This is a genomic window from Streptomyces sp. NPDC104202 (assembly GCF_055584185.1).
The window spans coordinates 17532-43982 of sequence record NZ_JBVJMN010000005.1 but is presented as its reverse complement, the minus strand read 5'-3'; the positions used below and the strand labels follow the sequence as shown (position 1 = coordinate 43982).

General features: G+C 71.8%; 27 protein-coding genes. 20 read left to right on the top strand and 7 right to left on the bottom strand.

Annotated features, from left to right (window positions below; genetic code table 11):
• Positions 1-21: 21 nt before the first annotated feature.
• Together ACZ60W_RS05065 and ACZ60W_RS05060 are read right to left on the bottom strand one after the other, a co-directional pair.
• Positions 22-2295, bottom strand: coding sequence for a (Fe-S)-binding protein (locus ACZ60W_RS05065; RefSeq protein WP_469753975.1), 2274 nt, complete (start codon positions 2293-2295; stop codon positions 22-24).
• Positions 2296-2402: 107 nt separating this feature from the next.
• The gene (locus tag ACZ60W_RS05060; protein WP_366302752.1) at positions 2403-2891 is read right to left on the bottom strand and encodes a sugar transferase; all 489 of its coding nucleotides are present in this window, start codon (positions 2889-2891) and stop codon (positions 2403-2405) included.
• A 262-nt stretch (positions 2892-3153) separates the two neighbouring features.
• Between ACZ60W_RS05060 and dnaK the strand changes: the two genes are divergently transcribed.
• Genes dnaK through ACZ60W_RS05040 form a run of 4 tightly spaced genes read left to right on the top strand, consistent with a single transcriptional unit; the run spans position 3154 to position 7311 of the window.
• Entirely contained in the window at positions 3154-4995 is a 1842-nt protein-coding gene (dnaK, locus tag ACZ60W_RS05055; RefSeq protein ID WP_469753974.1) for a molecular chaperone DnaK, read from the top strand.
• Positions 4992-5654, top strand: a complete 663-nt coding sequence (gene grpE, locus ACZ60W_RS05050) for a nucleotide exchange factor GrpE (protein ID WP_469753973.1) — start codon at positions 4992-4994, stop codon at positions 5652-5654. The genes dnaK and grpE overlap by 4 nt, the downstream gene beginning before the upstream one ends.
• A 30-nt stretch (positions 5655-5684) precedes the next feature.
• A complete protein-coding gene (dnaJ, locus tag ACZ60W_RS05045) occupies positions 5685-6863 on the top strand; it encodes a molecular chaperone DnaJ (protein ID WP_469753972.1) in 1179 nt (392 codons plus the stop codon).
• Between the two features lie 4 nt (positions 6864-6867).
• A complete protein-coding gene (locus ACZ60W_RS05040; RefSeq protein ID WP_015034631.1) occupies positions 6868-7311 on the top strand; it encodes a heat shock protein transcriptional repressor HspR in 444 nt (147 codons plus the stop codon).
• Positions 7312-7367: 56 nt separating this feature from the next.
• Here the strand turns inward: ACZ60W_RS05040 and ACZ60W_RS05035 are convergent, their stop codons facing one another.
• Both ACZ60W_RS05035 and ACZ60W_RS05030 read right to left on the bottom strand, forming a co-directional pair.
• Positions 7368-7835: a hypothetical protein gene (locus ACZ60W_RS05035; RefSeq protein ID WP_469753971.1), complete on the bottom strand. Its 468-nt coding sequence runs from the start codon at positions 7833-7835 to the stop codon at positions 7368-7370.
• Positions 7836-7840: 5 nt separating this feature from the next.
• Positions 7841-8824 (bottom strand): helix-turn-helix transcriptional regulator, encoded by a 984-nt coding sequence (locus tag ACZ60W_RS05030; RefSeq protein ID WP_469753970.1) that lies wholly within the window; start codon positions 8822-8824, stop codon positions 7841-7843.
• A gap of 139 nt (positions 8825-8963) precedes the next feature.
• Between ACZ60W_RS05030 and ACZ60W_RS05025 the strand changes: the two genes are divergently transcribed.
• Complete coding sequence (locus ACZ60W_RS05025) at positions 8964-9227, top strand: 5'-nucleotidase (protein WP_469753969.1); 264 nt, start codon at positions 8964-8966, stop codon at positions 9225-9227.
• The gene (locus tag ACZ60W_RS05020; RefSeq protein WP_366302744.1) at positions 9224-9544 is read left to right on the top strand and encodes a (2Fe-2S)-binding protein; all 321 of its coding nucleotides are present in this window, start codon (positions 9224-9226) and stop codon (positions 9542-9544) included. Before ACZ60W_RS05025 ends, ACZ60W_RS05020 begins: the two co-directional genes overlap by 4 nt.
• A 126-nt stretch (positions 9545-9670) precedes the next feature.
• Here ACZ60W_RS05020 and ACZ60W_RS05015 read toward each other — a convergent pair whose 3' ends face one another.
• The gene (locus ACZ60W_RS05015) at positions 9671-10075 is read right to left on the bottom strand and encodes a pyridoxamine 5'-phosphate oxidase family protein (protein ID WP_469753968.1); all 405 of its coding nucleotides are present in this window, start codon (positions 10073-10075) and stop codon (positions 9671-9673) included.
• Positions 10076-10196: 121 nt separating this feature from the next.
• On the opposite strand from ACZ60W_RS05015, the gene clpB reads away from it, so the two are divergent.
• Positions 10197-12788, top strand: coding sequence for an ATP-dependent chaperone ClpB (gene clpB, locus ACZ60W_RS05010; RefSeq protein ID WP_469753967.1), 2592 nt, complete (start codon positions 10197-10199; stop codon positions 12786-12788).
• Between the two features lies 1 nt (position 12789).
• On the opposite strand, the gene ACZ60W_RS05005 is transcribed toward clpB, so the two are convergent.
• On the bottom strand, positions 12790-13242 hold the full coding sequence (locus tag ACZ60W_RS05005; RefSeq protein WP_469753966.1) for a hypothetical protein: 453 nt from the start codon (positions 13240-13242) through the stop codon (positions 12790-12792).
• Between the two features lie 106 nt (positions 13243-13348).
• Between ACZ60W_RS05005 and ACZ60W_RS05000 the strand changes: the two genes are divergently transcribed.
• Positions 13349-13885: a type III secretion system chaperone family protein gene (locus ACZ60W_RS05000; protein WP_469753965.1), complete on the top strand. Its 537-nt coding sequence runs from the start codon at positions 13349-13351 to the stop codon at positions 13883-13885.
• A gap of 79 nt (positions 13886-13964) precedes the next feature.
• On the opposite strand, the gene ACZ60W_RS04995 is transcribed toward ACZ60W_RS05000, so the two are convergent.
• Positions 13965-15143: a pyridoxal phosphate-dependent aminotransferase gene (locus ACZ60W_RS04995; RefSeq protein WP_469753964.1), complete on the bottom strand. Its 1179-nt coding sequence runs from the start codon at positions 15141-15143 to the stop codon at positions 13965-13967.
• Positions 15144-15264: 121 nt separating this feature from the next.
• Here ACZ60W_RS04995 and ACZ60W_RS04990 point away from each other — a divergent pair, with 121 nt between their 5' ends.
• The 12 genes from ACZ60W_RS04990 to ACZ60W_RS04935 all read left to right on the top strand — a co-directional run bounded on the left by ACZ60W_RS04990 (position 15265) and on the right by ACZ60W_RS04935 (position 26440).
• Complete coding sequence (locus ACZ60W_RS04990) at positions 15265-15504, top strand: hypothetical protein (RefSeq protein WP_469753963.1); 240 nt, start codon at positions 15265-15267, stop codon at positions 15502-15504.
• Between the two features lie 52 nt (positions 15505-15556).
• Positions 15557-15760, top strand: coding sequence for a hypothetical protein (locus ACZ60W_RS04985; RefSeq protein WP_469753962.1), 204 nt, complete (start codon positions 15557-15559; stop codon positions 15758-15760).
• Between the two features lie 322 nt (positions 15761-16082).
• A complete protein-coding gene (locus ACZ60W_RS04980) occupies positions 16083-16601 on the top strand; it encodes a DUF2617 family protein (RefSeq protein WP_469753961.1) in 519 nt (172 codons plus the stop codon).
• A 75-nt stretch (positions 16602-16676) separates the two neighbouring features.
• Entirely contained in the window at positions 16677-18389 is a 1713-nt protein-coding gene (locus ACZ60W_RS04975; RefSeq protein WP_469753960.1) for a polyamine aminopropyltransferase, read from the top strand.
• A gap of 73 nt (positions 18390-18462) precedes the next feature.
• Positions 18463-19470, top strand: a complete 1008-nt coding sequence (locus ACZ60W_RS04970) for an SRPBCC family protein (protein WP_469753959.1) — start codon at positions 18463-18465, stop codon at positions 19468-19470.
• 35 nt (positions 19471-19505) lie between these two features.
• A complete protein-coding gene (locus tag ACZ60W_RS04965; RefSeq protein ID WP_469754124.1) occupies positions 19506-20291 on the top strand; it encodes an aldose epimerase family protein in 786 nt (261 codons plus the stop codon).
• A gap of 10 nt (positions 20292-20301) precedes the next feature.
• Positions 20302-20841, top strand: a complete 540-nt coding sequence (pyrE, locus tag ACZ60W_RS04960; RefSeq protein ID WP_469753958.1) for an orotate phosphoribosyltransferase — start codon at positions 20302-20304, stop codon at positions 20839-20841.
• 221 nt (positions 20842-21062) lie between these two features.
• A complete protein-coding gene (gene fbaA / locus ACZ60W_RS04955; protein WP_469753957.1) occupies positions 21063-22085 on the top strand; it encodes a class II fructose-bisphosphate aldolase in 1023 nt (340 codons plus the stop codon).
• A gap of 78 nt (positions 22086-22163) precedes the next feature.
• Positions 22164-23324 (top strand): MalY/PatB family protein, encoded by a 1161-nt coding sequence (locus ACZ60W_RS04950; RefSeq protein ID WP_469753956.1) that lies wholly within the window; start codon positions 22164-22166, stop codon positions 23322-23324.
• Positions 23325-23501: 177 nt separating this feature from the next.
• Positions 23502-24992 (top strand): MFS transporter, encoded by a 1491-nt coding sequence (locus ACZ60W_RS04945; RefSeq protein WP_469753955.1) that lies wholly within the window; start codon positions 23502-23504, stop codon positions 24990-24992.
• A 14-nt stretch (positions 24993-25006) separates the two neighbouring features.
• The gene (locus tag ACZ60W_RS04940; protein WP_469753954.1) at positions 25007-25420 is read left to right on the top strand and encodes a DUF3151 domain-containing protein; all 414 of its coding nucleotides are present in this window, start codon (positions 25007-25009) and stop codon (positions 25418-25420) included.
• Between the two features lie 105 nt (positions 25421-25525).
• Positions 25526-26440, top strand: a complete 915-nt coding sequence (locus tag ACZ60W_RS04935) for a DUF3152 domain-containing protein (RefSeq protein WP_469753953.1) — start codon at positions 25526-25528, stop codon at positions 26438-26440.
• Positions 26441-26451: the final 11 nt, after the last annotated feature.

The window sequence follows — 26451 nt, the reverse complement described above, 5'->3', positions numbered from 1 at the left end:
GCCCTTCTCACGTGCGGGACCTTACGAGGCGGGCTCCGGCTCCGGCTCGACGGCCGGCTCCTCCGGCTCCACCGGGGCCTTCACCGACTCCAGGAGCAGCTGGGCCACGTCCACGACCGTGACGGACTCCTTGGCCTTGCCGTCGTTCTTCTTGCCGTTGACCGAGTCGGTCAGCATGACGAGGCAGAACGGGCAGGCGGTGGAGACGATGTCCGGGTTGAGGGACAGGGCCTCGTCGACGCGCTCGTTGTTGATGCGCTTGCCGATCCGCTCCTCCATCCACATCCGCGCGCCGCCGGCGCCGCAGCAGAAGCCGCGCTCCTTGTGGCGGTGCATCTCCTGCTGGCGCAGGCCGGGGACGGCGGACATGATCTCGCGCGGCGGCGTGTAGACCTTGTTGTGCCGGCCCAGGTAGCAGGGGTCGTGGTAGGTGATGAGGCCCTCGACCGGGGTCACCGGGACCAGCTTGCCCTCGTCGATGAGGTGCTGGAGCAGCTGGGTGTGGTGGATGACCTCGTACTCGCCGCCGAGCTGCGGGTACTCGTTGGCGATGGTGTTGAAGCAGTGCGGGCAGGTCGAGACGATCTTCTTGGCCGACTTCGGCTTCTTCGTCGACTCGTCCACCCCCCCGTCCTCGTCGAGGGACTCGCCGAACGCCATGTTCAGCATCGCGACGTTCTCCTGGGCCAGCTGCTGGAACAGCGGCTCGTTGCCCAGGCGGCGGGGGGAGTCACCGGTGCACTTCTCGTCGCCGCCCATGATCGCGAACTTGACGCCCGCCATGTGCAGCAGTTCCGCGAAGGCCTTGGTGGTCTTCTTGGCCCGGTCCTCCAGGGCGCCGGCGCAGCCGACCCAGTAGAGGTAGTCGAACTCGGAGAGGTCCTCCGCGTCCTTCCCGATGATCGGGACCTCGAAGTCGACCTCCTTGGTCCACTCGACGCGCTGCTTCTTGGCCAGGCCCCAGGGGTTGCCCTTCTTCTCCAGGTTCTTGAGCATCGTGCCCGCCTCGGACGGGAACGCGGACTCGATCATCACCTGGTAGCGGCGCATGTCGACGATGTGGTCGATGTGCTCGATGTCGACCGGGCACTGCTCGACGCAGGCGCCGCAGGTGGTGCAGGACCACAGGACGTCGGGGTCGATGACGCCGTTCTCCTCGGCGGTGCCGATGAGCGGGCGCTCGGCCTCGGCGATCGCGGAGGCGGGGACGTCCTTCAGCTGCTCCTCGGTGGCCTTCTCGTTGCCCTCCATGTCCTTGCCGCCGCCGGCGAGCAGGTACGGCGCCTTGGCGTGCGCGTGGTCGCGCAGCGACATGATGAGGAGCTTCGGGGAGAGCGGCTTGCCGGTGTTCCAGGCGGGGCACTGCGACTGGCAGCGGCCGCACTCGGTGCAGGTGGAGAAGTCGAGGATGCCCTTCCAGGAGAACTGCTCGACCTGGGAGACGCCGAAGACGGCGTCCTCGGCCGGGTCCTCCCAGTCGATCTCCTTGCCGGCCGTCGTCATCGGCTGGAGCGCGCCCAGGGCGGTGGAGCCGTCGGCGTTGCGCTTGAACCAGATGTTCGGGAAGCCGAGGAAGCGGTGCCAGGCGACGCCCATGTTGGTGTTGAGCGAGACCGTGATCATCCAGGTGAAGGACGTGACGATCTTGAGGCACGCGAAGAAGTAGGTGAGGTACTGGATCGTGCTCAGGTCCAGGCCGTCGAGGAGCGCGATCAGCGGGTACGAGGCGAAGAAGCCGGGCTCCCAGCCCGTCACGTGGTGCTGGACGCCCTCCAGGGCGCGCAGCGTCATGATGCAGACGCCGACGATCAGGATGACGGCCTCGACGAAGTACGCCTGGCCGGTCTTGGAGCCGGCGAAGCGGGACTTGCGGCCCGCCTTGGTCGGCTTGCTGAGCTGGCGGATCACGATGAGGGTGACGATGCCGAGGACCGTCATCAGGCCGAGGAACTCGGTGAAGATCTCGTACGGCAGCCAGTCGCCGATGATCGGGATCAGCCAGTCGGCCTGGAAGAGCTGGCCGAAGGCGTTCACGATCGTGAGGAGCAGCGAGAAGAAGCCCACCGCCACGAACCAGTGCGCGAAGCCGACGATGCCCCATCGGTTCATCCTGGTGTGGCCGAGGAACTCCTTGACCAGGGTGATGGTGCGCTGCTTCGGGTCACCGGTGCGCGTGCCGGCGGGCACCGGCTGACCGAGCCGCACGAAGCGGTAGATCTGCACGGTGGCGCGGCCGAACAGCGCGACGGCCACCACCGTGATGGCGATCGACACGATGATCGCGGCGAGTTGCATGAAGGGCTCCTCGGGCGGGCCTACTAAGCGGTAACTTATTGAGTTCCTGCTGAGATTACCCGGTCGCGGCCCCGCGCTGTAGCGGCGCTCGCGGTGATGTGTGTCGCTCAGGCAAACCTTGCCGCGCGACGCCTGCGTACTGCTGGAAGCGTACGCGCCAGGATCGCCAGGTCCATTCCGAGCCAGTGGTGGTCCACGTAGTGGAGGTCCAGGAGCTCGCGCTCCTCCCACGGCAGCTCCGAGCGTCCGCTGATCTGCCAGGGGCCGGTGAGTCCGGGGCGCACCGAGAGACGGCGGCGGCCCTCGCCCGCGCACTCGCGGTGGGCCGGGGTCAGGGGGCACGGCCCGACCAGCGACATCCGGCCGGTGACGACGTGCAGCAGCAGCGGCAGCGCGGCCAGCGGGCTCCTCGTGCGGAAGGTCAGCATCGTGAAGGGCCGGCCGTCGAGCCCCGCCACCGTCCGCCGGCGCAGCACCCCGCGGCCCGGGGTGGCCGAACCGAGCGCGACCGAGAGGGCGACGGCGAGGACCAGGGGTGAGAGGAGGGCGAGGAGGGTGACTCCGCCCGTCAGGTCGAGCGTGCGCTTCGCCGTCATGCGCCCTGCCTCCGTGCTCCGACGAGATCCGAAAGGAATCATGGGATATTCGTGGGATATGCCTGCTTTGCCCGGTCACGGGCATCCGGACTCTCTCACGCCGCACCCCGTCCGGTCCGGCATCGACGCGCTCCCGACCGTCCTTTGAGTGAGATTGCAGGCGAAGAGTTGAGTCGACTCCACTCAGGTCTGTTGACGCGATCGGCGTCGTCGTGCATCCTTGAGTCAGATCCACTCAAGTACGTCAGCTGGAGGAATCGAAATGGCACGTGCGGTCGGCATCGACCTGGGCACGACAAACTCCGTCGTCAGCGTTCTGGAAGGCGGCGAGCCCACCGTCATCACCAACGCCGAGGGCGCCAGGACCACGCCGTCCGTCGTCGCCTTCGCGAAGAACGGCGAGGTGCTCGTCGGCGAGGTGGCCAAGCGCCAGGCCGTCACCAACGTCGACAGGACCATCCGGTCGGTCAAGCGCCACATGGGCACCGACTGGAAGATCGAGATCGACGGCAAGAACTTCAACCCGCAGCAGATGAGCGCCTTCATCCTGCAGAAGCTGAAGCGCGACGCCGAGGCCTACCTGGGCGAGAAGGTCGTCGACGCGGTCATCACCGTCCCGGCGTACTTCAACGACTCCGAGCGCCAGGCGACCAAGGAGGCCGGCGAGATCGCGGGCCTCAACGTCCTGCGCATCGTCAACGAGCCGACCGCCGCCGCCCTGGCGTACGGCCTCGACAAGGACGACCAGACGATCCTCGTCTTCGACCTCGGTGGCGGCACCTTCGACGTGTCCCTCCTGGAGATCGGCGACGGCGTCGTCGAGGTGAAGGCCACCAACGGTGACAACCACCTCGGTGGCGACGACTGGGACCAGCGCGTCGTCGACTACCTGGTGACGCAGTTCCAGAACGGCCACGGCGTGGACCTCGCCAAGGACAAGATGGCGCTCCAGCGTCTGCGCGAGGCCGCCGAGAAGGCGAAGATCGAGCTCTCGTCCTCGACCGAGACCTCCATCAACCTGCCGTACATCACGGCCTCCGCCGAGGGCCCGCTGCACCTGGACGAGAAGCTCACGCGCGCCCAGTTCCAGCAGCTGACCTCGGACCTGCTCGACCGCTGCAAGGTGCCGTTCCACAACGTCATCAAGGACGCGGGCATCAACCTCTCCGAGATCGACCACGTCGTCCTCGTCGGCGGTTCGACCCGCATGCCGGCCGTCGCCGAGCTCGTCAAGGAGCTGACCGGCGGTCAGGACGCCAACAAGGGCGTCAACCCGGACGAGGTCGTCGCCATCGGCGCCGCCCTCCAGGCCGGTGTCCTCAAGGGTGAGGTCAAGGACGTCCTGCTCCTCGACGTGACCCCGCTGTCCCTCGGCATCGAGACCAAGGGCGGCATCATGACCAAGCTCATCGAGCGCAACACCACGATCCCGACCAAGCGGTCCGAGATCTTCACGACGGCCGAGGACAACCAGCCGTCCGTGCAGATCCAGGTCTACCAGGGCGAGCGCGAGATCGCGGCGTACAACAAGAAGCTCGGCATGTTCGAGCTGACCGGTCTGCCGCCGGCGCCGCGCGGCGTCCCGCAGATCGAGGTCGCCTTCGACATCGACGCCAACGGCATCATGCACGTGACCGCGAAGGACCTGGGCACGGGCAAGGAGCAGAAGATGACCGTCACCGGCGGCTCCTCGCTGCCGAAGGACGAGGTCGACCGGATGCGCCAGGAGGCCGAGCAGTACGCGGACGAGGACCACCGTCGCCGCGAGGCCGCCGAGTCCCGCAACCAGGGCGAGCAGCTCGTCTACCAGACGGAGAAGTTCCTCAAGGACAACGAGGACAAGGTCCCCGGCGACGTCAAGGCCGAGGTCGAGGCCGCGCTCGGCGAGCTGAAGGAGAAGCTCAAGGGCGAGGACACCGCGGAGATCCGCACCGCCACCGAGAAGGTCGCGGCCGTCTCCCAGAAGCTCGGCCAGGCGCTGTACGCCGACGCCCAGGGCGCCCAGGCCGCCGGCGACGCCGGTGCCGGCCAGGCCCAGGCCGACGACGACGTCGTCGACGCCGAGATCATCGACGACGAGCCCAAGAAGGGCGGTCAGGCGTGACCGAGGAGACCCCGGGCTTCGAGGAGAAGTCCGACGTCCCCTCCGGCGCCACCCCTGACGACGCCGCCGAGGCCGTCGAGAACTCCGCCAAGGAGGACTCGACGGCCCCGGCCGGGGACGCAAGCGACCAGAAGCCGGCCGCCGCCGCGGGCCTCACCGCCCAGCTGGACCAGGTCCGTTCCGCGCTCGACGAGCGCACCGCGGACCTCCAGCGGCTCCAGGCCGAGTACCAGAACTACCGCCGCCGCGTGGAGCGGGACCGGATCACCGTGAAGGAGATCGCCGTCGCGAGCCTCCTGAGCGAGCTGCTCCCGGTGCTCGACGACGTCGGCCGGGCCCGGGACCACGGCGAGCTCGTGGGCGGGTTCAAGTCGGTGGCCGAATCGCTGGAGACCGTCGTCGCCAAGATGGGTCTGCAGCAGTTCGGCAAGGAGGGCGAGCCCTTCGACCCGACGATCCACGAGGCCCTGATGCACTCGTACGCGCCGGACGTCACCGAGACGACCTGCGTGGCGATCCTGCAGCCGGGGTACCGGATCGGCGAGCGGACCATCCGGCCCGCCCGCGTGGCCGTCGCCGAGCCCCAGCCGGGCGCGGCCCCGGCCAAGGACGAGAAGAAGTCGGCCGACGAGGAGAGCGGTGCCCCCGACGAGGGGTGACGCAACGATCGTCCGGAAGGAGGGACGTCGATGAGCACGAAGGACTTCGTCGAGAAGGACTACTACAAGGTCCTCGGCGTCCCCAAGGACGCCACCGAGGCCGAGATCAAGAAGGCGTACCGGAAGCTCGCCCGCGAGAACCATCCGGACGCCAACAAGGGCGACACCAAGGCCGAGGAGCGCTTCAAGGAGATCTCCGAGGCCAACGACATCCTCGGTGACCCCAAGAAGCGCAAGGAGTACGACGAGGCCCGCGCGCTCTTCGGCAACGGCGGCTTCCGCGCCGGCGGACCCGGCGGCGGCTCGTTCAACTTCGACCTGGGCGACCTCTTCGGGGGCGCCCAGGGCGGCGCGGGCGGCGGCTTCGGCGGCGGTGGCGGCGGCATCGGGGACGTCTTCGGCGGCCTGTTCAACCGCGGGGCGGCCGGGGGCACGCGCACCCAGCCGCGGCGCGGCCAGGACGTCGAGTCCGAGGTGACCCTCAGCTTCACCGAGGCCATCGAGGGCGCGACCGTACCGCTGCGGATGTCCAGCCAGCAGCCGTGCACCGCCTGTTCGGGCACCGGCGACAAGAACGGCACGCCCCGGGTGTGCCCGACCTGCGTCGGCACCGGACAGGTCTCGCGCGGCAGCGGCGGCGGCTTCTCGCTCACCGACCCCTGCGTGGACTGCAAGGGCCGCGGCCTCATCGCCGAGAACCCCTGCGAGGTCTGCAAGGGCAGCGGGCGGGCCAAGTCCTCCCGCACCATGCAGGTCCGCATCCCGGCGGGCGTCTCCGACGGCCAGAAGATCCGGCTGCGCGGCAAGGGAGCGCCGGGCGAGCGCGGCGGGCAGAACGGCGACCTGTACGTCGTCGTGCACGTCGACGCCCACCCGGTCTTCGGCCGCAAGGACGACAACCTCACCGTCACGGTGCCGGTCTCCTTCGCGGAGGCGGCCCTCGGCGGCGAGATCAGGGTCCCGACCCTCGGCGGCCCCGCGGTCACCCTCAAGCTGCCCGCGGGCTCGGCGAACGGTCTGACCATGCGCGCCCGGGGCAAGGGCGCGGTCCGCAAGGACGGCACCCGGGGCGACCTCCTCGTCACGGTCGAGGTCGCGGTGCCGAAGGAACTGGACGACAAGGCACGCGAGGCCCTGGAGACCTACCGCGAGGCGACCGCCTCCGAGGACCCCCGGGCGGAGCTGTTCCAGGCCGCGAAGGGAGCGTGACCCGATGGACGGACGCCGACGCAATCCGTACGAACTGACCGACGAGTCGCCGGTGTACGTCATCTCGGTGGCGGCCCAGCTCTCCGGTCTGCACCCGCAGACCCTGCGGCAGTACGACCGCCTCGGCCTGGTCTCCCCGGACCGCACGGCCGGGCGGGGCCGGCGCTACTCGGCCCGCGACATCGAGCTGCTCCGCCAGGTGCAGCAGCTGTCGCAGGACGAGGGCATCAATCTGGCCGGAATCAAGCGCATCATCGAACTGGAGAACCAGGTCGCGGCGTTGCAGAGCCGGATCGCCGAGCTGTCGGCCGCGGTCGACGGCGCGGCGGCGGCGATGCGCCAGCGCGAGGCCCAGGTGCACGCCTCCTACCGGCGCGACCTCGTGCCGTACCAGGACGTGCAGCAGGCCAGTGCCCTGGTGGTGTGGCGTCCCAAGCGCGGCGAGTAGTCCTCCGCGCTCCCGTCGAGGCCCCGTCCACAGCCGTGGACGGGGCCTCGCGCGCGTCAGGGGATCAGTTCGCCCACGATGTCGCCGACCGTCTCCCACCAGGGCGCCGCCCCGGTCCCGAAGCCGGCGGCGAGGGCGGTGCCGACGACGCGGTCGAGGGGTTCGGGCGTGCCGTTCCACTCGTCCATGACCCGGCCGTCGCCGGACGACTGGAGGGTGCCGATCCGGCGGCCGTCACGGGAGAGGGCGCTGTCCGCGTACCCGCAGGGGATCAGCCGGTACCGGACGCCGCCGACGCGGGCGTCGACCCGGTAGGAGCGCCGCAGCAGCCGTCCCCGGGCCGGCCTGAGGGTCGCGGGCACCCCGTCCACGCGGAGCGCCAGGAGGGCCCTCCGGCGGCTTCCGATGGGCGTGTGGGCGTCCGCGGGGGTCCCCGGGTCCCGGACGAGCTCCACGACGGGCAGGCCGTGGCCGGAGACCCGCAGCGTCCCCGCGGGGCCGTCGAGGTCGATCTGTACGTACACGGTGGTCAGTCGTCCCGTTCGAGGATGCCGGACTGGGCGATGAGGTAGCCGAGCTGGGCGCGGCTGCCGCTGCCGAGCGCGGTGGCGAGCTTGGCGATGTGGGCGCGGCAGGTCCGCACGTTCATGCCGAGCCTGCGGGCGATGGCCTCGTCGACGTGGCCCTCGACGAGGAGCTTGGCGATGGAGTGCTGCACGCCGCTGATCCCGTCCCGGGGCTGGGCGTTGGGCAGCTGCTCGCCGAACGGGGTGGCCCGCGCCCAGGACTGCTCGAAGACGGAGGCCAGGTACTCGACGAGTCCCGGGTGCCGCAGCTCCAGGGCGACCTGCCGGTCCTGGCGCGCGGGGATCAGGGCCACCGAGCGGTCGATGATGATGAGCCGCTCGATGCTCTCCTCCAGGGTGCGGACCTGGAGCCGGTCCATGCCCGCCTGTTCGAGGTAGACCTGCATGCCGGGGCTGTGCCGGGCGGTGTGCTGGTAGAGCGTGCGGACGTGGACGCCGCGGTCCAGCAGTGGCTGGATCCGGTTGAGCGCGGTGTTGAGGGTGTGTTCGCTCCGCGCGCCCCCCGGCTGGACGGTGAGCAGCTCCTTCGAGCACTCGGCCGTGGCCCGGCTCAGGACCGCGTCGATGCGGTGGATGCCTTCGAGGACGGTGATGGCGTGGGTGGTCGAGGGGTCCTGCGCGCTGATCGCCATGAACTGCTCGAACGTGCTGGACAGCCCCATGGCCAGGGAACGCCGCTCCTGGATCTCGCGTTCCAGAGGGTGGACGAGCCGTGCGAGGGCCGCGGACGGCGGGACCGGACGGAGCCAGGCCGGATCGTCGGGGTCGACATGGAGCAGGTCGAGGTCCATGAGGCACGGTGTGGCTTCTGCCTCACTCCGTGTGATTCGCCCGATGCGCAACGCACGTGCGTACAAGTCCGATCCGGCTGCACAGAGGTCGACATGCCCGTGAGGATGTGGCCCATCTATGTGATTTTGCGCCATTTGCACACCCCCCAGGATCCTGCTTTTCAGGAACATGATGCATTGCCCTGGTGGTGTGCGCGCAAAGAGTGAGCCATCGTCTAGTACGCGGGGGAGAGGAAACCATCAAGTGAGGTCGAAGCCGCTCATGTCCAGGAAAATGCTTCGCTCGATACTTGCTTCCGTCTTCATTGGGGCGGCGGCAGTAGGAGCGCTGGCCGTCAGCGACCCGGTGTGGGACAGCGCGCCCGCCCAGGTCGTCGCAGCCCCGATCGACCCGGTGTGGGACATCGCGCCGGCGGGTCGCCCCGACCCGGTGTGGGACGTCGCCCCGGCGCGTTCCATCGACCCGGTGTGGGACGTCGCCCCGGCGAAGGTCACCGACCCGGTGTGGGACTCCGCCCCGGCGGACGCGGAAGCATGAGCGTCCCGCCGGACGACCCCAGGTTCCGCCGGGAGATGGCTTCGGCCTACCGGTCCGGATGGCACTTCGTCGACCTCGCCACGGCCATCCCCCACCGTGGCGACGCGCTGAAGGTCACCCTCTTCGGAGAGCCCATCGTCGTGGCACGGGAGCAGGACGAGGACGTCCGTGCCTACCGCTGCCTGCGCCGCCCCCGAGGCGCACCGCAGCCGATCCGCTGTGCCATCCGGTACGGCATGATCTTCGTCAACCTCGACCAGCGGGACCACCAGCTGATCGAACCCGAGACCATCACCGCCACCCCCCGCAGTGCCTGAGCGATTCCCCCGTCGTTGTAGATCGCTCAGGCACTTCCCCCACACAGCGGCGCCATCGCGGACCTGAAACGCGATGGCGCCGCTGTGCTGCCCGCGCCCTTCCGGGGCGCGGGCGTCCGCGTCTCCTCAGGCGCGCCCCATCGCCCGGGTGAGGGCGATCTCGATGACGACCCGGTCCGGGTTCGGGGCCGGCGTGCGGCCGTACCGCTCGGCGTAGCGGGCGACGGCGTCCGCGACGACCTCCGGCTCGGTGCGGATGCGGGCGACGCCCTCCAGGGTGGCCCACCGCCCCTTGTCGACCTGGCAGACCGCGACCCGCGCGCCCTCCTCGCCCGCCGCCAGGACGTTGGCGACCTTCCGGCTGTGCCTGTTGGTGATCACGCGCGCGTACCCGGCCCCGGGGTCGTACGTGACGCCGACCGCCACGACGTGCGGGGTGCCGTCCGGGCGCGGGGTGGTCAGGGTGCTCATGTGGTACTCGCGCCAGAAGCCGATGTACGCGTCGGAAGGGTTCCTCGGGTCTGTGGCCATGCCCGGAAACTACCCGGGGCGGAGCTCCCTCCGACAACTTGAGCGCATTCGACTCAACTTTGTGTACCCTGGAGAAGTCATAGAGGAGAGGACCCACGAGAACCCAGGAGGAGCACCGCACGTGGACGCCGAACTGACCAACCGGAGCCGGGACGCGATCAACGCGGCGAGCAGCCGCGCCGTGTCCGCGGGACACGCCGACCTGACCCCCGCCCATCTGCTGCTCGCGCTGCTGACCGGTCAGGACAACGAGAACATCACCGACCTGCTCGCCGCCGCCGAGGCCGACCAGGCGGTCGTGCGCGCCGGCGCGGAGCGGCTCCTCGCCGGTCTGCCGAGCATCACGGGGTCCACGGTCGCGCCCCCGCAGCCCGACCGCGAGTTCCTCGCGGTCATCGCCGACGCCGACAGGCGGGCCAAGGAGCTCGGCGACGACTACCTCTCCACCGAGCACCTCCTCGTCGGCATCGCCGACAAGGGCGGCCGGGCCGGTGAGATCCTCGACGGGCAGGGCGCGAGCGCTTCCAGGCTGCTCGACGCGTTCGAGAAGAGCAGGGGAGGACGCCGGGTGACCACACCCGACCCGGAAGGGCAGTACAAGGCGCTGGAGAAGTTCGGCACGGACTTCACCGCCGCCGCGCGCGAGGGCAAGCTGGACCCGGTCATCGGCCGCGACCACGAGATCCGCCGCGTCGTGCAGGTGCTGTCCCGTCGCACCAAGAACAACCCGGTCCTCATCGGCGAGCCCGGCGTCGGCAAGACCGCCGTCGTCGAGGGACTCGCCCAGCGGATCGTGAAGGGCGACGTGCCCGAGTCGCTGAAGAACAAGCGGCTGGTCTCGCTCGACCTCGGCGCGATGGTCGCGGGCGCCAAGTACCGCGGCGAGTTCGAGGAGCGCCTGAAGACCGTCCTCTCCGAGATCAAGGAGAGCGACGGCCAGATCATCACCTTCATCGACGAGCTGCACACCGTCGTCGGCGCGGGCGCCGGCGGCGACTCCGCCATGGACGCCGGCAACATGCTGAAGCCGATGCTGGCCCGCGGCGAGCTCCGCATGGTCGGCGCGACCACCCTCGACGAGTACCGCGAGCGGATCGAGAAGGACCCCGCCCTGGAGCGCCGCTTCCAGCAGGTCCTGGTCGCCGAGCCGACCGTCGAGGACACCGTCGCGATCCTGCGCGGACTGAAGGGCCGGTACGAGGCCCACCACAAGGTGCAGATCAACGACTCCGCGCTGGTGGCCGCCGCGACCCTCTCCGACCGGTACATCACCTCCCGCTTCCTCCCCGACAAGGCCATCGACCTCGTCGACGAGGCCGCCTCCCGGCTCCGCATGGAGATCGACTCCTCGCCCGTCGAGATCGACGAGCTCCAGCGCTCCGTGGACCGGCTCCGCATGGAGGAGCTGGCCCTGAAGAACGAGACGGACGCGGCCAGCAAGCAGCGGCTGGAGAAGCTGCGGCGCGACCTCGCCGACCGCGAGGAGGAGCTCCGCGGCCTCACCGCCCGCTGGGAGAAGGAGAAGCAGTCCCTCAACCGGGTCGGCGAGCTCAAGGAACGCCTCGACGAGGCCCGCGGCCGCGCCGAGCGCGCCCAGCGCGACGGCGACTTCGACACCGCCTCCCAGCTGCTCTACGGGGAGATCCCGGGCCTGGAGCGGGAGCTGGAGGCCGCCAGCGAGGCCGAGGCCCAGCAGGAGGCCAGCAAGGACACGATGGTGAAGGAGGAGGTGGGACCGGACGACATCGCGGACGTCGTCGGCGCCTGGACCGGCATCCCCGCCGGCCGCCTCCTGGAGGGCGAGACGCAGAAGCTGCTGCGCATGGAGGACGAGCTCGGCAGGCGCCTGATCGGCCAGTCCGAGGCCGTCCGGGCCGTCTCCGACGCCGTGCGCCGCACCCGCGCGGGCATCGCCGACCCCGACCGGCCCACCGGCTCCTTCCTCTTCCTCGGCCCGACCGGCGTCGGCAAGACCGAGCTGGCGAAGGCACTCGCCGACTTCCTCTTCGACGACGAGCGGGCCATGATCCGCATCGACATGTCGGAGTACGGCGAGAAGCACTCCGTCGCCCGGCTCGTCGGCGCGCCCCCCGGCTACGTCGGCTACGAGGAGGGCGGCCAGCTCACGGAGGCGGTCCGCCGCCGCCCGTACAGCGTGGTCCTGCTCGACGAGGTGGAGAAGGCGCACCCGGAGGTCTTCGACGTCCTGCTCCAGGTCCTGGACGACGGACGGCTCACCGACGGCCAGGGCCGGACGGTGGACTTCCGCAACACCCTCCTGATCCTGACGTCCAACCTCGGCAGTCCGTACCTGGTCGACCCGTCGACCTCGGAGGACGTGAAGAAGCAGCAGGTCCTCGACGTCGTCCGGGCCAGCTTCAAGCCCGAGTTCCTCAACCGGCTCGACGACCTGGTCGTCTTCTCCGCCCTCGACCGGGCCGAGCTGGGCCGGATCGCGCAGCTGCAGATCGACCGGCTCGGCAAGCGGCTCGCCGAGCGGCGGCTCGCCCTGGACGTCACCCCGGAGGCCCTGGAGTGGCTCGCCGAGGAGGGCAACGACCCCGCGTACGGCGCGCGGCCGCTGCGCCGCCTCATCCAGACGGCGATCGGCGACCGGCTCGCCAGGGAGATCCTCGCCGGCGAGGTCGTCGACGGCGACACGGTCCGGGTGGACCGCGTCGGGGACGGGCTGATCGTGGGCCCGGTCCGGTAGCTCAGAGGTCGAAGGCCTCGACGCGTACGAGGGCGGTGGTCCCGTCCTCGTACGTGACCCGGACGCGCACGACGAGCGCGTCGTCGTACGAGACGTCCACGCACCGGGCCTCCTCGCAGCCGACGTGCGGCACACCCGTCGGGTAGGTCGCTTCCAGCCACGCCCCGACCCCGGAGCGCGGCATCCGGAACTCGGCCCCGACCGTCGTGTCCTGGAAGTGGGCCTCGGTGCACCGGGCGTCCCTGGCGTCCGCCGGGAGACCGCCACGGGCGAAGGACATGACCTCCGGGCAGGGGGCCGGCTCCGGCATCCCGACCTCGTCCAGGCCCGCAACGAACCAGGCGAGCAGGGCCGCCGGCCCGCCGCAGAAGAGCGTCACGAGCACCGTCACCCAGACCCAGGTCCGCGCGCGCGGCCGCACCGGCCTCGCGTTCTTCTCCGTTTCCTCCCCCATGGGCACCAGATCTTGTCAGCCCGCAGCGGATCGCGGGCGGCGGGGCTTGCCACGTACCGCCCGGCATGGGAGAGGATGGCGGCATCCGTACGAAGGGAAATACACGGTGAGCATCGACCCGTCCTCGATTCCGAATTTCGGGGGCCAGCCCCAGCCTCAGGCAGCAGGACCGGCGGGCCCCGTCGTCCCCGACCAGGACCTCGTCAAGCAGCTCCTCGAGCAGATGGAGCTGAAGTACGTCGTCGACGACGAGGGTGACCTCGCGGCGCCGTGGGAGGAGTTCCGCACCTACTTCATGTTCCGCGGCGAGGACGAGCAGCAGGTCTTCTCGGTCCGGACGTTCTACGACCGCCCGCACTCCGCCGACGACCGCGCGAAGATCCTCGACGCGATCGACGACTGGAACCGCCGCACCCTGTGGCCCAAGGTCTACACCCACCTGCACGAGGAGGAGGACGGCTCCGCCACCCTCCGCCTCATCGGCGAGGCCCAGATGCTGATCGGCACCGGCGTCGCCCTGGAGCACTTCGTGTCCTCCACGGTCAGCTGGGTCCGCGCCTCCATCGAGTTCGACAAGTGGATCGTGGAGCAGTTCGGCCTGGAGTCCCCCGAGGACAAGGCCGCGGGCGACGACGAGGCCTGAGCCTCCCCGCCCCGCCCCGAGAGCCCGGCCCCCTTCGCGGGGGCCGGGCTCTCGTCGTCCGGGGGCGGGGGGCCCGCGGTCAGCCCAGGCGCTTGAGGCGGGAGACCGCCTCCTCCAGGACCTCGGTCTTCTTGCAGAACGCGAAGCGGACGAAGGGGGCGCCGGCCTCGCGGTGGTCGTAGAAGACGGCGTTCGGGATGGCGACGACGCCGGCGCGTTCGGGCAGGGAGCGGCAGAAGGCGAAGCCGTCCTCGGCGCCGAGCGGGCGGATGTTGGTGGTGACGAAGTAGGTGCCGGCGGGCCGGTAGACCTCGAAGCCGGCCTGGGCGAGTCCCTCGACCAGCAGGTCCCGCTTGGCCTGGAGGTCGGCGCGCAGGCCGTCGAAGTAGGCGGCCGGGAGCCGGAGCGCCTCGGCGATCGCGTACTGGAAGGGGCCCGCCGACACGTACGTCAGGAACTGCTTGGCCGAGCGGACGGCGGAGGTCAGGGCGGGGCTCGCGGTGACCCAGCCGACCTTCCAGCCGGTGAACGAGAACGTCTTGCCGCTGGAGCCGATGGTGACCGTCCGCTCGCGCATGCCGGGCAGGGTGGCGATCGGCACGTGCGCGGCGCCGTCGAACACCAGGTGCTCGTAGACCTCGTCGGTGACGACGAGCAGGTCCCGCTCGACCGCCAGCTCGGCGATCGCGGTCAGCTCGGCGCGGCTGAGGACGGTGCCGGTGGGGTTGTGCGGGGTGTTGAGGAGGATCAGCCGGGTCCGGTCGGTGACGGCGGCCCGCAGCTCGTCCAGGTCCAGCACGTAGGCGCCCTCGTGCGGGCGGAGGGTGACCGGGACGCGGGTGCCGCCCGCCATCGCGACGCACGCCGCGTACGAGTCGTAGTACGGCTCCAGGGCGATCACCTCGTCGCCCGGCTCCACGAGGGCGAGCAGGGCCGCCGCGATGGCCTCGGTGGCGCCCGCGGTGACCAGCACCTCCGTCTCGGGGTCGTACTCCAGGCCGTACCGCTCCCGCTGGTGGTCGGCGATCGCGGTCCGCAGTTCGGGGACGCCGGGGCCGGGCGGGTACTGGTTGCCGCGGCCGTCCCGCAGCGCCCGGACCGCGGCCTCCCTGACCTCCTCCGGGCCGTCGGTGTCGGGGAAGCCCTGGCCGAGGTTGATCGACCCGGTCCGCGCGGCGAGCGCGGACATCTCGGCGAAGATCGTCGTCCCGAACTCGGCGAGCCGGCGGTTGAGCAGCGGTCGTGTCATGACGGCCATCCTGGGGGGAAGCTCTGGAGTTGCTCAAGTGCGCTTTGACGGTGTTCCGCCGGGGGGATCGCCCTGGCATGAACATCGCACTCTTCATCCTCGGGATCGCGGTCGTGATCGCGATCGTGGTGTGGGTCGTCGCGCGGTCGCTGGGCGGCGCGGCGCGGTCCGGCGGCGGGGACAGCTGGTGGGCGGGCTCGGCCTCCTCCACGTCCTCCTCGTCGTCCTCCTCTTCCTCGTCCTCCTCGTCCTGCTCGACGTCCTCGTTCTCCTGCTCGTCCTCCTCGTGTTCGAGCTCCTCCTGCTCGTCCTCCTCGTGCTCGTCGTCGTCGTGCAGCTGAAGCTCTCGATTCGCTCAAGTCCGCTTTGACGGGGGCCCGTAGAGGGCATCCCCCTCGCACAGAAGAACGGGGGTAGTACGGATGGACATCGTCATCGTGGTCATGGGGGCCCTGGTCGTCATCGGCCTGGTCTCCGCCGTCCGGGGCCGGGGGCGCGCCAAGGGGCGCGGCGGCCGGAAGCGGGGCGGCTGGGCCGACAGCGGCGGCAGTGGCGGCGGCTGCGGCGGGGGCGGAAGCTCCTGCGGCTCGGGATGCGGGGGAGGCGGCTGCGGCGGCGGCAGCTGACCGCCCGGGGTCGCGAAGGGGGCGCGCGCCGGTACCGCGGCCGCGCCCGACGGCTCCGGAGGCACGTGACATTGGCATTACGTGCCGACATCTCGATCGATTCTGATTGAACAATTGAACTGTGGGTTCCCCGAAGGGGTTGGAAAACACGGCAAGTTGGGTAAAAACGCTGCGTGTCGCCCGGCGTCCGTGGTTCTCTCGCTCCTGACAGAGACAGCCCTCGGACCGTGTGTGGAACCGAGCCGGCGATCCCCCACTCCCGTTGGACCCTCTCCGGGGCGCCCCCGGCCCACCCGTCAAACCGTGTTTGCGGAGCCGACCCATGCTCACCACCCTGAAGACCACCTACACCGACACGCGCGCATCCGACCTGGCCTGGGCCCTCGGACGCGAGCCGCTGCCCGCCCTCGCCGTGCTCGACCTCGAACTCTCCGGCGCCAAGCTCCAGTTGCGGCTGCTCGGCGCCTCCCATCAGGTCCTCCTCGAAGAGGACGGCCGCAGCTGTTCCGAGACCGTGGCCTGCATGCCGGGCAGCAGCACACCGCTGCCGCTCGGCGTCTCCAAGCACGTCGGCGAATGGGAGTACGAATTCGCCGCGCGCGTCGAGACGCTCTCGACGGGCTCCTTCGCGGGCCGCGCCCAGGAACTGCTCGCGCTCGTCGCCGACCACCCCCACGGGCTGGCGGGGACCTTCCCCGGCTCCCCGCACGCCTTCACGGCGATGCTGGCGCAGCGTCACGAGGGCCAGGTGCGGTGGCGCACCTGGCACGCCTACCCCCAGGAGGGGCAGTTGGTGGTGACCAGGACCCGGATCGGCGCACGTATGCCCGCCACGCTCTGATACGCCCTCCTGGAGCCCCAGATGCACTCGTGTGGGTGACAAGGGGTCCGTCAGTCGTGACGTAGCGTTACGGTCATGATCGAGCCGACCGTGACCATGCCACCCACGAGGGCGCGTCGGCCGCCCGAGCGGCGGCCCGCGCGGCCGCGCGAGACGGTCCGCTTCCCGGTCCTCGCGGTGGTGTTCGTCTGCGCGGCCTGCGGACTGGTCTACGAACTGGAACTGGTCGCGCTCGCCTCGTACTTGATCGGCGACTCGGTCACCCAGGCATCCGTCGTGCTCTCCGTCATGGTCTTCGCGATGGGTGTCGGCTCGCTGCTCGCCAAGCGGCTCCGCTGCCGGGCCGCCGTCGGCTTCGGCCTGGTCGAGGCCGGGCTCGCGCTGATCGGCGGCTGCTCGGCGATGGTGCTGTACGCGGCCTTCGCCTGGCTGGGCGAGTCGCGGTACGTCCTGGTGGCGTTCTCGCTCGCCATCGGAGTGCTCATCGGCGCGGAGATCCCGCTCCTCATGTCGCTGATACAGCGGGCCGGCCGGTCCGGGCAGGCGGATCGTTCTTCCGACCCCGGGGACCGCCCCGGCCGGGCCGGCCGCAAGGCCGCGCTCGGCGACCCGGACGACGCGGCCGGGACGGTCGCCGACCTCTTCGCCGCCGACTACGTGGGCGCGCTGGTGGGCGGCCTCGCCTTCCCGTTCCTGCTGCTGCCCTGGCTCGGCCAGCTCACCGGCGCGCTCGTCACCGGCGCCGTCAACGCGGTGGCGGGCGGCGGCCTCGTCCTCTGGGTCTTCCGCCACGACCTCACCCGCCGCTCCCGCGCCCTGCTCCTGACGGTCAACGTCTGCGTCCTCGCCGTCCTCGCCACCGCGACCGTCCTCGTCGACGACTTCGAGCAGGCCGCGCGCCGCGCCGTCTACGGGGACCGCGTCCGGGTCGCCGTCCACACCGATCTCCAGGAGATCGTCGTGACGGGCGGCCGCGAGGGGCCGCCCGACCTCTTCCTCGACGGGCGGCTCCGCGTCGCCGGCCGGGACGAGTACCGCTTCCACGAGGCCCTGGTCCACCCCGCGATGACGGGCCGGCACCGGCGCGTGCTGATCGTCGGCGGCGGGGACGGCCTCGCCGCCCGCGAGGTCCTGCGCTACCGGGGGGTCCGCGCCGTCACCGTCGTCGAACTCGACCCCGGCGTCGTGCGCCTCGCCCGGACGGACCCCGCCCTCGCCGCGCTCAACGCCCAGGCGTTCCGCGACCCGCGCGTCCGGGTGGTCCACGCGGACGCGTTCGGCTGGCTGCGGGCCGCCGCCGACCGTCCGCAGGAACGGTACGACGTGGTGATCTCCGACCTGCCCGACCCCGGCATCACCCCCAGCACCAAGCTCTACTCCGAGGAGTTCTACGGACTGGCCGCCCGCGTCCTCACCGACACCGGGCGGTTCGCCGTCCACGCCGGATCGGCCGCCGACCGCCCCCGCACCTACTGGACCGTGGACGCCACCCTGCGCGCCGCGGGCTTCGCGACCCGCCCCTACAGCGCGAGCGGCCGCACCCCCGGCTTCGCCGCCGGACCCGACCGCGCCGACCGCACCAGCGGCGCCGGCCGGGGGCCGGGGGACTGGGGCTTCCTCCTCGCGCGGCCCGGCGACCGGCCGCCCGTCCTCGGGCTCGCCCCCGACGCGCCCCGGCTGCGCTCCCTCGCCCCCGACACCCTGGCGAGCGCGGCCCGCCGCGCCGAGCGGACCCGCGGGCCCGCGCTGCCGCCCTCCACGCTCGTCCACCCCCGGTACGGCTCCTGAGACGGCGGACGGGGGCGCGCGCCCAAGGTGAAACAGGCGACGACGCGCCCCGGCCTGAGTAGGCTCGGCTTCCATGGAGCATGAGGTGTTCGTCCCCGTCCCGGCCGAGGCCCTGCGTGCGACGCTCACGGACCCGGCCCGGGTGGTGCGCTGCGTACCCGGCCTCCAGCGCGACGCCGACGCGGCGGCGGGCCCCCTCACGGGACGGCTCAAGGTCCGGGTCGGCGGCAACACCATCACCTACCGCGGCGCCCTGAAGGTCGTCGAGCGCGACGGTGCCATCACCTACGAGGGCCAGGGCAGCGAGGTCCGCGGCAAGGGCGCCGCCGAGCTGTCGCTCACCGTGGTCCTCACTCCGGTGGACGAGGGCACCAGCCTGAGCTTCACGGGCGCCCTCACGGCCGAGGGCCGGCTCGCCGAGGCGTCGGACGGGGCGCGGTCCCTGGCGGGCGCCAGGCTGCTGGACAAGTTCGTGGAGGCGCTGGCCGCCCTGGCGGAGGAACCGGGCGACGCGGACGAGCGCGACGCCGCCTCCGCAGGCGCCGGAACGGGTGCCGCGTCCGCCCCCGACCCCGAGGCCGCATCCGCCCCTGCATCCGCCCCCGAGTCCGAGTTGGACCCCGAGGCGGCGTCCGGCCCCGCATCCTCTCCCGGCCCCGAGTCGGACCCCGCGGCGGCGTCCGGCCCCGGCTCCGACGCTCGGGCCGAAGGCGGCGCCCGGAGCGCGGCCGACGATGACGACGGGGTCGACGACGGTGTCGAGGAGCCCGGCCACGCCGCCGTGTTCGACACCCCCGTCCCGCCGCCCGCGCTCGACCCGCTCCTCGACGAGGAGTTCGGCGAGACGCCGATCGAGTTCCCCGCCCCGCAGCCCGCCGCCGAGGCCGCCCACGCCCGCCGCACCATGATCGGGCGGAGCGCCGAGGAGGTCGACCACGCTCCGCCGCGCGGCCGGTACGCCCCCGTGCCCGCGCCCGAGGCGACGAGCGCGGGCGCCACCCTGCGCTGGATCGCCCCCGCCGCGGCGCTCGCCCTGGCCTCCGCCGTCGTCGTCGGACGGGCCCTGCGCCGCCGTCGGTGAAACGCTCCCATCGCGGCTAGGGTCGGGGCGTGACGATGCAGACGCGACTGACGGCGGGCGACGCCGAGTTGACCATCAACCCCGAGCACGGGTGCCGGATCGAGAGCCTGCGCATCGGCGGCACCGAGGTGCTGCGGCAGGGCGAGCGGTTCGGGAGCTTCCCGATGGTGCCCTGGTGCGGCCGGACCGGGAACGGCGTCTTCCGCAACGGCGCCACCACCCACCGGCTGCCGGTCAACGCGGCCCCGCACGCCATCCACGGCACCGTCCGCGACGTGGCCTGGAAGACCGCCCGGACCTCGGCGGGCGAGGCCGTGTTCACCTGCGACCTCGGCGACCCCTGGCCCTACCAGGGCCGGGTCACCCAGGTCTTCGAGCTGACCGAGGACGCGCTCACCCTCCGCTTCGGCGTCGAGACCTACGACGACTCGTTCCCCGCCCAGGCCGGCTGGCACCCCTGGTTCCTGCGCAACCTCGGCCAAGGCGGCCAGGACGTGACGCTGGACTTCGCCCCCGCCTGGCAGGAGGAGCGCGGCGAGGACCACCTCCCCACCGGCCGGCGGATCGACCCCCTCCCCGGCCCCTGGGACGACTGCTTCGGCATGCCCGGAGGCGTCGACACCACCCTGACCTGGCCGGACGAGCTGGAACTGAAGGTCACCAGCCGCGCCGAGTGGGTCGTCATCTACGACGAGCCGGCCGAGGCGGTCTGCGTCGAGCCGCAGTCCGGCCCGCCCAACGGCCTCAACACCCACCCGCGCCTCGTCACCCCGATCGACCCCCTGGAGGTCGAGAGCGTCTGGAGCTGGCGACGGCTCTAAGCTGCTGACCATGACTGACGTACGCGCTGAGCTGCTCCAGCAGATCAAGGACAAGGCCGTGGTGCACGGCAAGGTGACCCTCTCGTCGGGTCTGGAAGCCGACTACTACATCGACCTGCGCCGGATCACGCTGGACGGCGAGGCCGCGCCGATGGTCGGTCAGGTCATGCTCGACCTGACCGCCGACCTTGAGTTCGACTGCGTCGGCGGGCTGACGCTGGGCGCCGACCCGGTCGCGACCTCCATGCTGCACGCCTCCGCCGCACGCGGTGAGCGCCTCGACGCGTTCGTCGTGCGCAAGGCACAGAAGGCGCACGGCATGCAGCGCCGGATCGAGGGCACCGACGTCAAGGGCCGTCGCTGCCTCGTGGTCGAGGACACCTCGACCACCGGCGGCTCGCCGCTGACGGCCGTCGAGGCCGTACGCGAGGCCGGCGGCGAGGTCGTCGCCGTCGCCACGATCGTGGACCGGGGCGCCGCCGAGGCCATCGCCGGGGCCGGTCTGACCTACCTCACGGGCTACCAGCTGGCCGATCTCGACCTGGCGTAACCGCCGCGAAGTCGTGACTTAGGTCCTGGACCGGGGCGTAAACGGTTCTGACCTGCACTTTTACTCAGGGGCGGGGTGTTTCACGTGAAACACCCCGCCCCTTGCCGTGCCGTGCCCATGGGAGCCCGGACGAGAGTCTGAAAGGATGGGGTCGACGATGACGTCGCCCCCAGGTCAGGGACAGAAACGCACACACCCCGCACATCACAAGGAGCGGACGAATGCCCATCGCAACCCCCGAGGTCTACAACGAGATGCTCGACCGGGCGAAGGCAGGCAAGTTCGCCTACCCGGCCATCAATGTGACCTCGTCCCAGACCCTGCACGCCGCCCTGCGCGGCTTCGCTGAGGCCGAGAGCGACGGCATCATCCAGATCTCGACCGGCGGAGCCGAGTTCCTGGGCGGTCAGTACAACAAGGACATGGTCACGGGCGCCGTTGCCCTGGCCGAGTTCGCGCACATCGTCGCCGCGAAGTACGACATCACGGTCGCCCTCCACACCGACCACTGCCCGAAGGACAAGCTGGACGGCTACGTCCGTCCGCTGCTCGACGTCTCCGCCGAGCGCGTCGCCCGCGGCGAGAACCCGCTGTTCCAGTCGCACATGTGGGACGGCTCCGCCGAGACCCTCGCGGACAACCTGGCCATCGGCCAGGAGCTGCTCGCGAAGGCCGCCGCCGCCAAGATCATCCTTGAGGTCGAGATCACCCCGACCGGTGGCGAGGAGGACGGCGTCACCCACGAGATCAACGACGAGCTGTACACCACCGTCGACGACGCGATCCGCACCGCCGAGGCCCTCGGCCTGGGCGAGAAGGGCCGCTACCTGCTCGCCGCGTCCTTCGGCAACGTCCACGGCGTCTACAAGCCGGGCAACGTCGTGCTCCGCCCCGAGCTCCTCAAGGACCTCCAGGCGGGTGTCTCGGAGAAGTTCGGCAAGGCCTCCCCGTTCGACTTCGTCTTCCACGGCGGCTCGGGCTCCACGGCCGAGGAGATCGCCACCGCGCTGGAGAACGGCGTCGTGAAGATGAACCTCGACACCGACACGCAGTACGCCTTCACGCGTCCGGTGGCGAACCACATGTTCAAGAACTACGACGGCGTCCTGAAGGTCGACGGCGAGGTGGGCGTGAAGTCGACCTACGACCCGCGCACCTGGGGCAAGCTGGCCGAGGCCGGCATGGCCGTCCGCGTGACCGAGGCGTGCGCCGCGCTGCGCTCGACCGGCACGAAGCTGAAGTAACGCAGTCATCGTGAGCGCGCAGGGCCCGGTACCTCCCGAGGTGCCGGGCCCTCGTGCGTCGACCGACAGAGGGGCCTGATGTACGACTTCGACCGAGAGACAGACCGGCGCGGCACCTGGTCGGTCCAGTGGGACGGCATCGCGGACCGCTTCGGCGTCTCCGACCTGCTTCCGTTCACCATCTCCGACATGGACTTCGCCTCCCCGCCGGAGGTGCTCGACGCCCTCCGCGAGCGGGTCGACCACGGCGTCTTCGGCTACACCGACTGGCGGCTCGGCGGCTTCCGCGAGGCGATCCGCCACTGGTACGCGACCCGGTTCGCCACCGACATCGACACCGACACCCTGGTCTACGCGCCCTCGGTGCTCAGCCAGATCTCCCAGCTGGTGCAGATGTGGACGGAGCCCGGCGACGGCGTCGTCGTGCACACCCCCACCTACGACGGCTTCCGCAAGGCCGTCACCGGGCTCGGCCGCGAGCTGCGCGGCGTCCCCCTCGGAGACCTCGACGCCCTCGAACGGGAGCTGGCCCGCCCGGACAGCCGGATGCTGCTGCTCTGCTCCCCGCACAACCCGACCGGCCGGGTGTGGACCGAGGAGGAACTGGCCACGTTCGCCCGGCTGGCCGAGCGCCACGGAGCGGCCGTCGTCAGCGACGAGATCCACGCCGACCTGACCACCGACGGCCACCGCCACATCCCCTGGACCCGGGTCGCCGAGCCGGGCCGGGGCCACCGCTGGGCCCTGGTCACCTCCGGCACCAAGGCGTTCAACTTCCCGGCGCTGTCCGGCTCGTACGGGCTGATCGGCGACCCCGACGAGCGCACGGCCTTCATCCGGCGGATGGAGACGGGCGAGGGACTCGCCTCGCCCGCCGTGCTCTCCCTGACCGCCCACATCGCCGCCTACCGGCAGGGCGCCCCCTGGCTGGACGCCCTGCGCGGCTACGTCGCGGGCACCATGTCCACGGTCCGGGAGCGGCTCGCGGCCGGCCTTCCCGAGGTCGACTGGACGCCCCCGCAGGCCGGCTACCTCGCCTGGATCGACCTGCGGCCGCTGGGGATCGAGGAGGCCCGGCTCCAGGAGGAGCTGGTGGCGGTCGAGAAGGTCGCCATCATGCCCGGAGGGGTCTACGGCACCCCCGGCTTCGTCCGCCTCAACGTGGGCTGCCCCCGCGACAAGGCCGAGCGGGGCGTGGACGCGCTCGTCCGCGCGGCGAACCGGCTGCGCACGGCCTGACGGAGCCGCCCGGCCGTGCGGGGGCCGACGGAGCCGCCCGGTCGCGCGGGGTCTGACGGAGCCGCCGCCCGGCCGTGCGGGAGGGCCCGGCGTGCCCCGGCCGGCCGGGCGCCGCGCCCCGCGGCCCCCGGCGGCGTTCGATGGGCGGGGGCGGGCGCTTCGCGGGACCATGCAGGCATGGGTGTGCGGGACGTGCGGATGGCCTCGGCCACGGGCCGGTGGATCGTGTTCACGACCGTGCTCGGGTCCGGGATGGCGTTGCTCGACTCCACCGTCGTCAACGTCGCCCTGCCCCACATCGGCGAGGACCTGGACGCCGACCTCGGCGCGCTCCAGTGGACCGTCAACGCCTACATGCTGACCCTCGCCGGGCTGATCCTGCTCGGCGGGGCGCTCGGCGACCGCTACGGCCGCCGGAAGGTCTTCGTGATCGGCGTGGTGTGGTTCGCGATCGCCTCGCTGCTGTGCGGGCTCGCCCCCGACACCGGGGTGCTGATCGCGGCCCGCGCCCTCCAGGGAGTGGGCGGCGCGCTCCTCACCCCCGGCTCGCTCGCGCTCATCCAGGCCAGCTTCCACGAGGACGACCGGGCCAGGGCGGTCGGGCTGTGGTCCGGCTTCGGCGGGGTGGGCGCGGCCATCGGGCCGTTCGTCGGGGGCTGGCTGGTGGACGGACCGGGCTGGCGGTGGGTGTTCCTGCTCAACGTGCCGCTCGCCGCCGTCTGCGTGCCGGTCGCCCTCCGGCACGTCCCGGAGTCCCGGGACGAGACGGCGCACGGCCGCTTCGACGTGCTCGGAGCCGTCCTCGGCGCGGCGGCGCTCGCCCTCGTCACCTACGCGCTGATCGGCGAGGCGTGGTGGGCCGGGGCGGCCGGCGTCCTGGTGGGGGCCGGGTTCGTGGTGGTGGAGCGGCGGCGCGGCGAGTCGGCGATGACGCCGCCGTCGATCTTCCGCTCGCGGCTCTTCACCGCCGTCAACGTCGTCACCCTCTGCGTCTACGCGGCCTTCGGCGGGTTCTTCTTCCTGGCCGCGCTCCAGCTCCAGGTCGTCTCCGGCTACTCGGCGCTCGCCGCCGGCACGGCCCTGCTGCCGACGACCGTGCTGATGCTGCTGCTGTCGGCCAGGTCCGGCGAGCTGGGCGAGCGGATCGGCCCCCGCATCCCGCTCACGGTCGGCCCGCTGCTGTGCGCCGCCGGGATGCTGCTGATGCTGCGGGTGGGCGAGGACGCCGACTACGTCCAGGACGTGCTGCCGGCCCTGCTGGTGCTCGGGCTCGGCATGACGACGCTGGTCGCACCGCTGACCGCGACCGTCCTCGCCTCGGTGGACGTGGCCCGGGCGGGGCTCGCCAGCGGGATCAACAACGCGGCGGCCCGCGCGGCGGGACTCCTCGCGGTGGCCGCGCTGCCGCTGCTCGCCGGGATGGGACCGGAGTCGTACCGCTCGGCGGAGGAGTTCGGGGAGACCTTCCGGCGGGCGATGCCGATGTGCGCCGCGCTGCTGGTGGCGGGCGCGGTCATCGCCTGGACGACCCTGCGGACGCCGGCCCCGCGCGCCGGCTGCCACCCCGAGTGCCGGGTGCACTGCGGCGTGACCTCGCCGCCGCTGGACCCGGGGGAGCCGAGGCGCTCCGGAGAGCCGGGGGAGCGGGGCCGGGGGCCCGCGGCCTGAGGCAGACTGGGCTCATGGCCATCCACGAGAACCTCCTGGGGGGACCGGCCCCCACCCACCTGCCCGACGACCCGGGGCCGCGCGAGCTGCTCGCGAACGGCACGGCGCCGGCGGACGTCGCCGCGAAGTACCCGACCTCCTCGCTCGCCTGGGCCCGGCTCGCCGACGACGCCTACGAGCGCGGCTCGGTCGTCGAGTCGTACGCCTACGCCCGGACCGGCTACCACCGCGGCCTGGACGCCCTGCGCCGCAACGGCTGGAAGGGCCACGGCCCGGTGCCGTGGGAGCACGAGCCGAACCGCGGCTTCCTGCGCGCCCTGCACGCCCTGGCCCGCGCAGCCGGCGAGATCGGCGAGAAGGACGAGTACGAGCGCTGCTCCACCTTCCTGCGGGACTCCTCGGAGACGGCGGCCGAGACGCTCGGCTGACCTCCGCCCGCCCCGCTCGCGCGCCCTTTCCCCCGCACGGGGGAAAGGGCGTTCGACGTCCCCGGTACGATCCCCGGAACCGCAGGACCGAGGGGGAAGTCTGTCGTGGGGAGACGAGCCGTACCCGCCGGACGGCGGCGCAGGGGCGGGACGCACCGGTCGGGCACCCGGATCGGGCTGCCCGCCATGGTCCTGATGACCGTCGTGCTCGGAGCGGGGGCCGCCCTCGCCGACTTCGACGACACGCCGGACGGGAAGGCCGCGGCCCCGGCGGCCGTCCGGACGGCGGAGGCCGAGAGCGCCCGGCCGACCGCCCCGCCGCCCACCCGTACGGGGCAGCCGGCGCCCCCGGCGAGGCCCGTGCCGCCCAGGTCCACGCCTCCGCCGGCGCCCGTGCCGCGTCCGACGGCGACCGCCACCCCGCGGCGCACCGCCTCGAAGAAGCCCGCGGTGCCGCGGTCCGGTGCCGGGACCTTCACCACCGCGCAGTCCACCGGGGCGCCGACCGGCACGAGCGGCACCCTGCGCCGCTACCGGGTCCAGGTCGAGAACGGCATCGCCCTGTCGGCGCAGGAGACGGCCGCCGAGATCCAGCGGATCCTGGCCCATCCGCGCAGCTGGGCCGCGCACGGCCGCGGCCGCTTCCAGCTGGTGTCGGAGAACGCCGACTTCGTCATCCGGATCGCCACCCCGGACACCGCGGACGCGCTCTGCCTCCGCCAGGGGCTGCGGACCCACGGCGAGCTGAACTGCGAGACCACCGACGGCGTCGTGGTGAACCTCAGGCGGTGGATGCTGGGCTCGCCGACCTTCGCGGGGCCGCCGGAGGAGTACCGGCACCTGATCATCAACCACGAGGTCGGCCACGAGACAGGACTCCGCGCCCATCTGGGCTGCCCGGGTCCGGGCAGGCCCGCCCCGGCGATGATGCAGCAGATCAAGGGTCTCCACGGCTGTCGCTCGAACGCGTTTCCGTATAACGAAGACGGGACCTACATCACTGGTCCGATCGTGTCATGATGCGCTTGGGA

Coding starts and splice junctions, on each gene's coding strand:
- ACZ60W_RS05065 (WP_469753975.1), bottom strand. CDS start 2,295: ATGCAACTCGCCGCGATCATCGTGTCGATCGCCATCACGGTGGTGGCC.
- ACZ60W_RS05060 (WP_366302752.1), bottom strand. CDS start 2,891: ATGACGGCGAAGCGCACGCTCGACCTGACGGGCGGAGTCACCCTCCTC.
- dnaK (WP_469753974.1), top strand. CDS start 3,154: ATGGCACGTGCGGTCGGCATCGACCTGGGCACGACAAACTCCGTCGTC.
- dnaJ (WP_469753972.1), top strand. CDS start 5,685: ATGAGCACGAAGGACTTCGTCGAGAAGGACTACTACAAGGTCCTCGGC.
- ACZ60W_RS05040 (WP_015034631.1), top strand. CDS start 6,868: ATGGACGGACGCCGACGCAATCCGTACGAACTGACCGACGAGTCGCCG.
- ACZ60W_RS05030 (WP_469753970.1), bottom strand. CDS start 8,824: ATGGCGCAAAATCACATAGATGGGCCACATCCTCACGGGCATGTCGAC.
- ACZ60W_RS05025 (WP_469753969.1), top strand. CDS start 8,964: ATGCTTCGCTCGATACTTGCTTCCGTCTTCATTGGGGCGGCGGCAGTA.
- ACZ60W_RS05020 (WP_366302744.1), top strand. CDS start 9,224: ATGAGCGTCCCGCCGGACGACCCCAGGTTCCGCCGGGAGATGGCTTCG.
- ACZ60W_RS05015 (WP_469753968.1), bottom strand. CDS start 10,075: ATGGCCACAGACCCGAGGAACCCTTCCGACGCGTACATCGGCTTCTGG.
- ACZ60W_RS05005 (WP_469753966.1), bottom strand. CDS start 13,242: ATGGGGGAGGAAACGGAGAAGAACGCGAGGCCGGTGCGGCCGCGCGCG.
- ACZ60W_RS04995 (WP_469753964.1), bottom strand. CDS start 15,143: ATGGCCGTCATGACACGACCGCTGCTCAACCGCCGGCTCGCCGAGTTC.
- ACZ60W_RS04985 (WP_469753962.1), top strand. CDS start 15,557: ATGGACATCGTCATCGTGGTCATGGGGGCCCTGGTCGTCATCGGCCTG.
- ACZ60W_RS04980 (WP_469753961.1), top strand. CDS start 16,083: ATGCTCACCACCCTGAAGACCACCTACACCGACACGCGCGCATCCGAC.
- ACZ60W_RS04975 (WP_469753960.1), top strand. CDS start 16,677: ATGATCGAGCCGACCGTGACCATGCCACCCACGAGGGCGCGTCGGCCG.
- ACZ60W_RS04970 (WP_469753959.1), top strand. CDS start 18,463: ATGGAGCATGAGGTGTTCGTCCCCGTCCCGGCCGAGGCCCTGCGTGCG.
- ACZ60W_RS04965 (WP_469754124.1), top strand. CDS start 19,506: ATGCAGACGCGACTGACGGCGGGCGACGCCGAGTTGACCATCAACCCC.
- pyrE (WP_469753958.1), top strand. CDS start 20,302: ATGACTGACGTACGCGCTGAGCTGCTCCAGCAGATCAAGGACAAGGCC.
- fbaA (WP_469753957.1), top strand. CDS start 21,063: ATGCCCATCGCAACCCCCGAGGTCTACAACGAGATGCTCGACCGGGCG.
- ACZ60W_RS04950 (WP_469753956.1), top strand. CDS start 22,164: ATGTACGACTTCGACCGAGAGACAGACCGGCGCGGCACCTGGTCGGTC.
- ACZ60W_RS04945 (WP_469753955.1), top strand. CDS start 23,502: ATGGGTGTGCGGGACGTGCGGATGGCCTCGGCCACGGGCCGGTGGATC.
- ACZ60W_RS04940 (WP_469753954.1), top strand. CDS start 25,007: ATGGCCATCCACGAGAACCTCCTGGGGGGACCGGCCCCCACCCACCTG.